The following is a 10,001-nucleotide window of genomic DNA, read 5'->3' as shown; positions in this document are numbered from 1 at the left end:
AACTTGTGGGGGTGGGGTGGAGACAGAAGGGAGTAGGAACCGATGCCGAGGAGGCGATTTCTGTGCACCGTTTCGCGTACGTCATGGTGGCGACCGTCTTGGTCCTGGTCGGGGCGGCGCCGGCCAGCGCCCGTTCCGTTTCCCCGCCCGCCGCGGCCACCGCCGTCGAGAGTGCGGCCGGTCAGGGGGCGGGCACCGAGGTGCTGAGTGTGCGGGGCACCGGTCCGTTCCGGATCGGCGCCCGCCTGGACCGGCTGACCGCCGCCGGGCTCATCGACTCGCCGGTGTCTGCCTGCGCCGGGGTGGTGCACACCGGTGTCGTCGGCGAGTGGGCGGGCGTCATCCTGCTCACCTTCCGGTCCGGCCGGCTGGTGGAGGTCTCCACCGCCACCGCACCGCCCTACTCGCCCGCCGGTGCGGGGGTCGGGATGAGCTTCGCCCAGTTGGAGACGATCTACGGGACGCGTGGCGACATGATCAGCAACGACGCGGGCACCGCCAGCGGGTACCTGGTCCGGTTCGGCAACCGGGTGGAGCTGTTCACCGGACATCCGATCCGGCCCGGGGTGGGTGCCTTCCAGGTGGGTCCGGCGTCCTTCGTGGAGCGCGCCTTCCGGCAGGGCGGCCCCTGCTGAGCAGCGCGGATCGGGCCGACTGCCGGTGAACGGCACCGGCCGGGCGGCTCCCGTGCAGCGACCGGGGCGGCTCCCGTGCAGCGGCGGGGGCCGCCCTGGTCGGGCGGCAAGGGCTTCGTCTCCGACGTCGGGTTCCCGGCCGTACCCGCTGGGTCAGTGCGCCTCGGCCAACACGATATCGGGTGGCAGACATCGTTGTGCAATGGACAATGATGTGTGGCACACAGTATGGTGTGACGCATGGTCAGCGACGACGTCCTACGGACCCACCTCCAGGAGCTACGCCGGGGGACGGTGGTGGTGGCCAGCCTGGTCGCCCTGCGCCGACCCGACTACGGCTACGCGCTGCTGCAACGGCTCACCGGGCACGGCTTCCCGGTCGACGCCAACACCCTCTATCCCCTGCTCCGCCGCCTGGAGGAGCAGGGCCTCCTGACCAGCGAGTGGAACACCGAGGAGAGCCGGCCGCGCAAGTTCTACCGCACCAGCGACACCGGTGAGCAGGTGCTCAGCCGGCTGCTCGACGACCTCACCGCCGTGCGGACCTCCCTGACCGCGCTGATCGAAGGAGCCCCCCGATGACCACCCTGACGGATCGCTACCTCGCCGCAACCCTGCGCTCGGTGCCGGCGGGCCGACGTGAGGAGATCGCCACCGAGCTGCGGGCCTCGATCGCGGACATGATCGACGGCCGGACCGCCGACGGGCTGGACGCCAGCGCGGCCGAGCGCGAGGTGCTCAACGAGTTGGGCGACCCGGCCCAGCTCGCCGCGAGCTACGCCGACCGCAGGCTCCAACTCATCGGCCCGGCGTACTACCTGGTCTGGCAACGTCTGCTGATCGTGCTGGTCAGCATCATCCCGGCCATCGTCGGGCTGGTGGTCGGGGTGGTCCAGGCCACCACCACCGACAACGCGGGAGGCGCCATCGGTGCGGGCATCTCGACGGCGTTCAACGTCGCGGTGCAGATCGCGTTCTGGGTGACCGCGGTCTTCGCCGTCCTGGAACGGCTCGGCACCTCGCTGAACCTGCCGCGCTGGTCGGTCGACCAGCTCCCCGAGTCGCCCGCCGAACGCGACACCACCCTCGTCAACGTGTGCGCCTCGATCGTCATGCTGGTGCTGTTGATCGCGGTGCTGCCGTGGCAGCACTTCCAAACGGTGGTCGGTGACGACGTTCGGCTGCCGATCATCGATCCGGCGCTGTGGCGGTCCTGGCTGCCGGTGCTGATCGCGGTCCTGCTCGCCACCATCGGGCTGGAGATCGCCAAGTACCGGGCCGGCCGCTGGACCTGGCGGCTGGTCGCCGTCAACCTCGTACTCAACCTGGCGTTCGCGGTGCCGATGATCTGGCTGCTGCTCACCGACCGACTCTTCAACCCCGACTTCGTCGCCCACTTCGCCTGGCTTCGCGACGGCGGCGTCGACACGCTCACCGCCGTCAGCGCGCTAGCAATCACCACAACCACAATCTGGGACGTACTCGACAGCGCCCGCAAAGCCCACCGAGCCCCTTAACCCACCCCGTCGATCATGAGGTTAGCGGCGAAGTTGATCTCCCCGACTGCCGCTAACCTCATGATCAACAGGGTGGGGGTGGGGTGGGTAAGTAGGATGATCAGCGGAAGTAGGGGTGCGTACCGGAGGAGTGGCCGTGGAACTGATCATCGGATTGGTGTGTCTGGCGGTGATCGTCGTCGCGGTGCTCGGCTTCGGCGTCTCGATCTACAACGGGTTGGTCCGGGCACGCAACGCGTACCGCAACGCCTTCGCTCAGATCGACGTGCAGTTGGTCCGGCGGCACGATCTCATCCCCAACCTGGTGGAAACCGCCAAGGGCTACCTCAAGCACGAGCGGGAGACCCTGGAGGCGGTGATCACCGCCCGCAACGCCGCGGTCAACGCGCAGGCCACCGCTGCGGCGGCCCCCGGCGACCCGGCCGCGATGCAGCAGATCAGCGGCGCGGAGAACGCGCTCACCGCCACCCTGGGCCGACTCTTCGCGCTCTCCGAGGCGTACCCGGACCTCAAGGCCAACCAGAACATGATGCAGCTCTCCGAGGAGCTGACCTCGACCGAGAACCGGGTCGCCTTCGCCCGGCAGGCGTACAACGACGCGGTGATGGCGTACAACAACAAGCGCGAGGTCTTCCCCTCCAGCCTGGTCGCGGGGATGTTCTCGTTCGGGCCGGCGGCGTTGTTCCAGCCGGACGACCCGACGCAGCGCCAGGCCCCGCAGGTCTCGTTCTGAGTCACCGATGAACTTCTTCGAACGACAGCGCCAGGTCCGCCGGCTGTCGACCCGGTTGGTGCTGCTGTTCGTGCTGGCCGTGGTCGGCATCGTGGTGGTGGTGAACCTCGCCGCGATCATCGCGTTCAACGCCACCGCCGGCCCGCCGGAACAGCTGCTCGGGCTGATCGCCGTGGTCAGCGTCGGCACCGTCGCGGCGATCGGGCTCGCCGCGCTGGTGCGTACGCTCGCGTTGCGCGGCGGCGGTGGGAAGGTGGCGCGCGAGTTGGGCGGGGTGCCGGTGCCGCCGAACACCACCGACCCGGAGCTGCGCCGGCTGCGCAACGTGGTCGAGGAGATGTCGCTGGCCTCCGGCGTGCCGGTGCCCGAGGTCTACGTGCTGCCGCACGAGACGGGGATCAACGCCTTCGCCGCCGGGTGGGGGCCCGCCGACGCGGCCGTCGCGGTCACCCGGGGCGCGTTGCAGCGGCTCAACCGCGACGAGCTGCAAGGGGTCATCGCCCACGAGTTCGCGCACGTGGTCAACGGCGACATGCGGCTCAACATCCGGCTGATGGGCCTGCTGTTCGGGATCCTCTTCCTGACCGTGATCGGCCGTGGCCTGGCCCGCGCCGGCATCATCAGCGGCGGCGGCCGGCAGCGGAACAACAACAACAGCGGCGGCGCCCCGCTGGCCCTGATCGGCCTGGCGCTGCTGGTGGCCGGCTACGTCGGGGTCCTCGCCGGGCGACTCATCCAGGCATCGGTGTCCCGACAGCGGGAATACCTCGCCGACGCCTCCGCCGTGCAGTACACCCGGCAGACCCGGGGCATCGCCGGGGCGCTGAAGAAGATCGGCGGGCTGACCGACGGCTCCGAGCTGAAGTCGCCGAAGCGCGACGAGGTCGGGCACATGCTCTTCGGCGAGGCGGCCCGAGCCTCCTGGTTCGCCACCCATCCCCCGCTGGCCAAGCGGATCAAGGTCTTGGAACCGTCGTTCGACCCGGCCGAGCTGCAACAGCTCTCCCGGCGGTGGGCGGCGGCACCGCCGCAGGGCCGGCAGGAGGACGTCGCGCTCGGCCTCGCCGGTCCAGCCACGCCAGGCCCGGCCACGCCTGGCCCGGCCACGCCAGGCCCGGCCACGCCAGGTCCGGCCACGTCGGGTGCAGCCACACCAGGTGCGGCCACGTCGGGTGCGGGTGGTGCCGGTGGGCCGGGCCAGGCGGGGCAGACCGGGCCGGGGCTGCCCGGGCCCGACGCCCGGGTGCGCGTCGCGCCGGACGAGGTGCTGGGCCGGGTCGCCGCCCCCACCGAGACCGCCTACACCCACGCCGCCGCGATCATCGATCGGATCCCCGACCCGCTGCTCGACCGGGCCCGCCACCGTGAGACGGCGGCACCGCTGCTGCTCGGCCTGCTGCTCAGCACCGAGCCGGAGGTCCGGCAGCATCAGTACGCCGCACTGGCCCAGCAGCACGGCCGCAAGCTGGCCGACGGTGCCCTGCGGGCGGCCGACGACCTGGCCACGCTCCCCGCCGAACTGCGGTTGCCGCTTGCCGAGTTGACCTTCCCGGCGCTGCGCGACCGACCGGGCCCGGAACTGGAGGCGCTGCTGGCTGCCGTGTTCACGCTGATCCACGCCGACGGCGCGATAAACGTGACAGAGTACTGCCTGTCCCGGCTGCTGCTGGCCGAGATCCAGGAGTCGCTGCGGCCGGACTCCCGGTGGCGCACCGACCGGCGTACGCTCACCGACGCCCGTTCCGCGGCGGCCGCGCTGCTGGCCATCCTCGCCCAGGTCGGGCACCCCGACCGGGCCGAGGCCGAACGGGCCTTCCAGGCCGGGGTCGCCTCCTTGCGGCTCGGCACCCTGCCGTACGCGCCACCGGCGAACGGCGTGCTGGCCCTGGAGACCGCCTGGCCGGTGCTGGACGGGCTACGCCCCGGCGACAAGGAGCGGCTGGTCGCGGCGGTGGTGGCGGTGATCAGCCACGACGGGATGATGACCGTGCCCGAAGTCGAGCTGCTGCGCACGATCTGCGGCCTGCTGCACTGCCCGCTGCCACCGATGGCCGGCCACGGCATCGACTGATCCGCGCTGCGGCACGTCAGGACCAACAGGCTAGCGACGGCAGTATGATCCGGGTATGACAAAGCGTGTGACGGTGAGTCTGCCCGACGACGTGGCCACCTATCTCGACGGGGAGGAAAACGCGTCGGCAGCTGTCGCCGACGCGCTGCGGGCTCGGATGGATCGTGCCGCCGCCACCGCCGCGATGCTCCGGGCGGTGGGCGTCGAGGTGACCGACGAGGGCGTCGCCCGGGTGCGGGGCCGACTGCCCCGCCTGAGTGCGGAACAGCGCGCGGAGAACGCGCGACGGCGTGACATGCTGGCAGCCGGCACCTGGCCGACCGACGACACCGTCGCCGCCTGATGCGCGACGACGTCGAGATCCGCGCCGTCCTGGACACCAGCGCGATGCTGTCCTTCTCCCGGGGGCACGTGCACGTGGGAGAGTTGCTCGTCGACATCGCTGACGAGGGCGCGTACGCCGGGCTACCCACCGTGGCGCTGCTGGAGGCGTACGCGCAGTCCAGTGCCGACCGGCCAGCAAGCGCCCGGCTCGGCGTGCTGGCCACCCTGCCCGGCGTGGCGGTGCTGCCGTTGGCTGCCGGGCACGCGGCCGAGGTGGCTACCACGGTCCCCCTGGTGAAAGGTGACCTCGCCCGCGCCCACGCGGTGTGGGCCGCGCTGCGCCACGACGCCTACTACCTCACCACCGAACCCCACCTGGCGCCTGCCGTCCTCGCCCCCGACCTGGTGCACCATATTCCGCTCGACGACGCCTGACCAGCGCCGTCCGACCGCAGCGCCGGTCGACGGCAGCACCAGCCGGTGGCGGCACGGCTGGGCGCGTGGTGGCATCCTGGCCAGGGTGACCATCGAGACGGCAGACGACTGGCGACGGCCGGGGCCCACAGCCGAGCAGCAGCGGCTGGACCTCTACACCGGGTTGGCCGCGACGGCGCTGGCCCTGATCAGTCTCACCCTGGTCAGAAGCACCGGGACGTTCCCGCTGGGGCCACCGCCCTCCGGGCTGGAGCAGATCCTCTGGACCGTCGCGGTGCCGCTGCCGCTGATCTGGCGTCGCCGTTTCCCGGCCGCCACCGCGTTGGTCATCTCGGCCGCGTTCATCGGCGCGCAGGTCCGCGCCGTCCCCGAGTGGCAACTGTCGCAGTGGGCGTTGTTCGCCGCCATCTACACGCTGGGGGCCTGGGGTCAGGACCGCAGGCTGTCCCGGCGGTTGCGGATCGGCCTGATCGGCGCGATGTTCGTCTGGCTCGCCATCTCCCACGTGACAAGCTTCGACACCATTCCCGCAGACGCGTTCGCGGAGGCGGTCGGACCGGTGCCGCCGATACTCGCCGCGATCGTCTACAGCGTACTGATAAACGTGCTCTTCTTCGGGTTCGCGTACGCCTTCGGGGAGACCGCGTGGATCTCCGCCGGCCGGCAGCACGAGCTGGCGCGGCACGCGGAGCAGCTCCTCCGGTCGCAGGCCCAGATCCGGGAGCACGCGGTGGTCGGCGAGCGGGTGCGGATCGCCCGTGAGCTGCACGACGTGGTCGCCCACCACGTGTCGGTGATGGGGGTGCAGGCGTCGGCCTGCCGCCGCGTCCTGGACAAGGATCCGGCGAAGGCCCGGGTGGCGCTCACCGCGATCGAGGAGACCGCGCGTACGGCCGTCGACGAGCTGCGCCGGATGCTCGGCGTGCTGCGCGCCCGCGACAGCGACGCCGACGACACCGGCCAGGCGGCCGGGATCGACCAGGTCGAGACCATCCTCGAGCGGGCCCGGGAGGCGGGGCTGCAGGCCACCCTCGGGGTGTACGGCGAGCCCAGGCCACTGCCCGGGTCGCTCTCCCAGGCGGTGTACCGGGTGGTGCAGGAGGCCACCACGAACGCGTTGAAGCACGCCGCCGGGGCACGCATGCTCGACGTACGGATCCGCTATCTGGCACACGAGATGGAGGTCGAGGTGACCGACGACGGCCGGCCCGCCCGTCCGGCGAACGCCGACGGACTGGGGTTGATCGGGATGCGGGAACGGGTCGCCGCGCACGGCGGCGAGTTCGAGGTCGGTCGGCGCTCGGTTGGCGGCTGGCGGGTGCGGGCCCGCTTCCCGTTGCCGGTCGCGGCGGGACAGCCGGCATGAACGCGTACGACACCACGCCCGGCGGGACAACAGGCATGAACGCGTACGACGCCACGCCCGGCGGGACAGCCGGCATGAACGCGTACGACGCCACGCCCGGCGGGACAGCAGGCATGAGCGCGGGCGACGCCACGGGCAGCCGGCCGATCCGGGTGCTGCTCGCCGACGACCAGCACCTGGTCCGCACCGGCTTCCGGGTCATCCTGGAGGTGGAGGACGACATCGAGGTGGTCGGCGAGGCCGCCGACGGTGACCGGGCGGTCGGCATGACCCGGGCGCTGCGCCCGGACGTGGTGTTGATGGATGTGGAGATGCCCAGGGTCGACGGTCTGGAGGCCACCCGGCGGATCAGCGCGGACACCGACACCCCGGGCGGACCGGCGGTGCTGATCCTCACCACCTTCGACCGGGACGACTACCTGTTCGCCGCGCTGCGCGCCGGAGCCAGCGGCTTCCTGCTCAAGAACGGCACACCGGAGGCGCTTGTCGAGGCGATCCGGGTGCTGGCCCGGGGCGACGGACTGCTCGCCCCCGATGTCACCCGACGGGTGATCGCCACCTTCGCCCGGCCCGGCGGCGGGAGTGTCGTCGGCACCTCGCCGGAAGCGGCGCTGGGCGACCTCACGCCCCGGGAGCGGGAGGTGTTGGTGCTGGTCGCCGGAGGTGCCAGCAACGCCGAGATCGCCGCCGCCCTGCATCTCGGCGAGGCCACCGTGAAGTCACACGTCAGCCGGGTGTTGGCCAAGCTGGGGCTGCGCGACCGGGTGCAGGCGGTGGTCTTCGCGTACGAACACGGGGTGGTCCGGCCCGGCGGGTGAGCGGCCTCCGCCCCGAGGCGGAACCATGATCTCCATCGGTGGGCGGACGGCAACCGGCCCGCGACGACCTAGCGTTGCCGGCATGACCAGCGTGCTCCGCCTCGACGGCGTCGACCGCAGTTTCGGCGACCGTCAGGTGCTCAAAGACGTCTCCTTCGACGTCGTCGCCGGCCGGATGACCGGCTTCGTCGGCGGCAACGGTGCCGGCAAGACCACCACCATGCGCATCATCCTCGGGGTGCTCGCCGCCGACTCGGGCCAGGTGACGTGGCGGGACGCCCCGCTCACCCGGGACGCTCGGCGGCGGTTCGGCTACATGCCTGAGGAACGTGGCCTCTATCCCAAGATGACCGTCCGCGATCAGGTCAACTATCTGGGCCGACTGCACGGCATGACCGCCGAGAGCGCCCGGCGGGCCACCGACACGCTGCTGGAGCGGGTTGGGCTGGCCGAGCGGGGCGACGACCTGCTGGAGACGCTGTCGCTGGGCAACCAGCAGCGGGCCCAGATCGCCGCCGCGCTGGTGCACGACCCCGAGGTGCTGGTGCTCGACGAACCCTTCTCCGGCCTGGACCCGCTGGCCGTGGAGACCATCGTCGCCGTGCTGCGCGAGCGGGCTACCGCCGGTGCCCCGGTGCTCTTCTCCAGCCACCAGCTTGATGTCGTCGAGCGGCTCTGCGACGACCTGGTGATCATCGGGGACGGCACCATCCGCGTCGCCGGGAGCCGCGAGGAGCTGCGCGCCGCGTACGCCACGCCCCGGTTCGAGCTGGTGGTGGAGACCGACGCCGGCTGGCTGCGGGACCAGCCCGGGGTGAGTCTGGTCGACCTCGACGGTGCCCGCGCCGTGTTCGACCTCGCCCCCGGCGCCGACGAGCAGCCGGTGCTTCGCGCGGCGCTGGACCGGGGCCCGGTGCGCGCGTTCCGCCCGGTCAGCCCCTCCCTCGCCGAGATCTTCCGAGAGGTCACCAAGTGAACACCTTCGAGGCCACCCGCCTGGTCGCCGCCCGGGAGATCCGGGTCAAGCTGCGCGACCGCACCTTCTTGATCAGTACGCTGGTCTTCCTGCTGATCGCTGGGGCGGCGACGATCCTGCCGCCGCTGCTGGCCGGCGGGCCGCCCAGCGTGGCGGCGACCGAAGCGATGGCCGCCCCGCTGCGCGAGGCGGGCCTGGAGGTGCGTATGGTGCCCGACGACGCTGCCGCAGAACAGGCGGTACGCGACGGCGACGTGGACGCCGCAGTCGTCGCCGGCCCGGCCGTGCTAGCCATGACCGACGCCCCCCGCGAGGTGGTTTCCGCGCTGAGCAGCGCACCCCCCGTTCAGCTGCTGGATCCCGACGCGCTGGATCCGGCGCTGGCCTTCCTCGTACCCTTCGCCTTCGCCTTCGTCTTCTTCATCACCTCGCAGACCTTCGGCGTACAGATCGCGCAGAGCATCATCGAGGAGAAGCAGACCCGGATCGTGGAGATCCTCGTCGCCGCGGTGTCGGTCCGGGCGTTGCTGGCCGGCAAGATGCTCGCCGGCACGCTCCTGGCGCTCGGGCAGATCGCGCTGGTGGCTGTGGTCGCGGTGGCCGGCACGGCGTTCGGCGGCGACACCGGGCTGCTCTCGCTGCTAGCCCCGGCGATCGGCTGGTTCATCCCGTTCTTCCTGCTCGGCTTCGTGCTGATCGCGGCCATGTGGGCGGCAGCCGGCGCACTGGTCAACCGGCTGGAGGACATCGGCGGTGTGTCGATGCCGGTGCAGCTCGCGGTGATGCTGCCGTTCTTCGCGGTGGTCTTCCTCAACGACAACGCCACTGCCATGCGAGCCCTGTCGTACCTGCCGTTCTCGTCGCCGACGGCGATGCCGCTACGGCTGTTCAGCGGGGACGCGGCCGGCTGGGAGCCGTTCGTGTCGCTGGCCCTGCTGCTGGTGACGGCGGTCGGGTTCCTGCTCGCCGGGGCCCGGGTCTACGAGGGATCGTTGCTGCGTACCAACGGCCGTACCTCGCTGCGCACCGCCTGGCGCGACCGCGAAACCGTGGCCTGACCCCAGACACTCAGGGGTGCGGTGGGATCGCCGTCCAAGTGGCGGGGAGACGTGGGGTGGGCCAGGTG

The 10,001-nt window shown here is 71.6% G+C and carries 11 protein-coding genes; all 11 read left to right on the top strand.

Annotated elements, in window-relative coordinates; all coding sequences use genetic code 11:
• On the top strand, positions 1 to 635 hold a 635-nt coding region (locus tag C1I93_RS24035; RefSeq protein ID WP_438819587.1), incomplete at its 5' end, for a hypothetical protein.
• A 240-nt stretch (positions 636 to 875) separates the two neighbouring features.
• The gene (locus C1I93_RS24030) at positions 876 to 1,217 is read left to right on the top strand and encodes a PadR family transcriptional regulator (RefSeq protein ID WP_111245554.1); all 342 of its coding nucleotides are present in this window, start codon (positions 876 to 878) and stop codon (positions 1,215 to 1,217) included.
• Positions 1,214 to 2,152 (top strand): HAAS signaling domain-containing protein, encoded by a 939-nt coding sequence (locus tag C1I93_RS24025; protein WP_111245553.1) that lies wholly within the window; start codon positions 1,214 to 1,216, stop codon positions 2,150 to 2,152. The genes C1I93_RS24030 and C1I93_RS24025 overlap by 4 nt, the downstream gene beginning before the upstream one ends.
• 136 nt (positions 2,153 to 2,288) lie before the next feature.
• The gene (locus tag C1I93_RS24020; RefSeq protein ID WP_212808568.1) at positions 2,289 to 2,885 is read left to right on the top strand and encodes a LemA family protein; all 597 of its coding nucleotides are present in this window, start codon (positions 2,289 to 2,291) and stop codon (positions 2,883 to 2,885) included.
• 7 nt (positions 2,886 to 2,892) lie between these two features.
• A complete protein-coding gene (locus tag C1I93_RS24015) occupies positions 2,893 to 4,956 on the top strand; it encodes a M48 family metallopeptidase (RefSeq protein WP_111245552.1) in 2,064 nt (687 codons plus the stop codon).
• Positions 4,957 to 5,011: 55 nt separating this feature from the next.
• A complete protein-coding gene (locus C1I93_RS24010) occupies positions 5,012 to 5,299 on the top strand; it encodes a hypothetical protein (RefSeq protein WP_146603568.1) in 288 nt (95 codons plus the stop codon).
• Positions 5,299 to 5,715, top strand: a complete 417-nt coding sequence (locus C1I93_RS24005; RefSeq protein WP_111245550.1) for a hypothetical protein — start codon at positions 5,299 to 5,301, stop codon at positions 5,713 to 5,715. Before C1I93_RS24010 ends, C1I93_RS24005 begins: the two co-directional genes overlap by 1 nt.
• Before the next feature lie 91 nt (positions 5,716 to 5,806).
• Entirely contained in the window at positions 5,807 to 7,081 is a 1,275-nt protein-coding gene (locus tag C1I93_RS24000) for a sensor histidine kinase (RefSeq protein ID WP_111245556.1), read from the top strand.
• Positions 7,082 to 7,194: 113 nt separating this feature from the next.
• Positions 7,195 to 7,899: a response regulator gene (locus C1I93_RS23995; RefSeq protein WP_111245555.1), complete on the top strand. Its 705-nt coding sequence runs from the start codon at positions 7,195 to 7,197 to the stop codon at positions 7,897 to 7,899.
• 82 nt (positions 7,900 to 7,981) lie between these two features.
• Positions 7,982 to 8,875: an ABC transporter ATP-binding protein gene (locus C1I93_RS23990; RefSeq protein ID WP_111245549.1), complete on the top strand. Its 894-nt coding sequence runs from the start codon at positions 7,982 to 7,984 to the stop codon at positions 8,873 to 8,875.
• Complete coding sequence (locus tag C1I93_RS23985) at positions 8,872 to 9,933, top strand: ABC transporter permease (protein ID WP_111245548.1); 1,062 nt, start codon at positions 8,872 to 8,874, stop codon at positions 9,931 to 9,933. The genes C1I93_RS23990 and C1I93_RS23985 overlap by 4 nt, the downstream gene beginning before the upstream one ends.
• Positions 9,934 to 10,001: the final 68 nt, after the last annotated feature.

The sequence above is a fragment of the Micromonospora endophytica genome, from assembly GCF_003236305.1.
Classification (GTDB): domain Bacteria; phylum Actinomycetota; class Actinomycetes; order Mycobacteriales; family Micromonosporaceae; genus Micromonospora; species Micromonospora endophytica.
This window is presented reverse-complemented; position numbering and strand designations above follow the sequence as displayed.

Bases quoted from the DNA above. Each gene is read 5' to 3' on its own strand.
- C1I93_RS24030 (WP_111245554.1), top strand. From the start codon at position 876: ATGGTCAGCGACGACGTCCTACGGACCCACCTCCAGGAGCTACGCCGG.
- C1I93_RS24025 (WP_111245553.1), top strand. From the start codon at position 1,214: ATGACCACCCTGACGGATCGCTACCTCGCCGCAACCCTGCGCTCGGTG.
- C1I93_RS24015 (WP_111245552.1), top strand. From the start codon at position 2,893: ATGAACTTCTTCGAACGACAGCGCCAGGTCCGCCGGCTGTCGACCCGG.
- C1I93_RS24010 (WP_146603568.1), top strand. From the start codon at position 5,012: ATGACAAAGCGTGTGACGGTGAGTCTGCCCGACGACGTGGCCACCTAT.
- C1I93_RS24005 (WP_111245550.1), top strand. From the start codon at position 5,299: ATGCGCGACGACGTCGAGATCCGCGCCGTCCTGGACACCAGCGCGATG.
- C1I93_RS23995 (WP_111245555.1), top strand. From the start codon at position 7,195: ATGAGCGCGGGCGACGCCACGGGCAGCCGGCCGATCCGGGTGCTGCTC.
- C1I93_RS23990 (WP_111245549.1), top strand. From the start codon at position 7,982: ATGACCAGCGTGCTCCGCCTCGACGGCGTCGACCGCAGTTTCGGCGAC.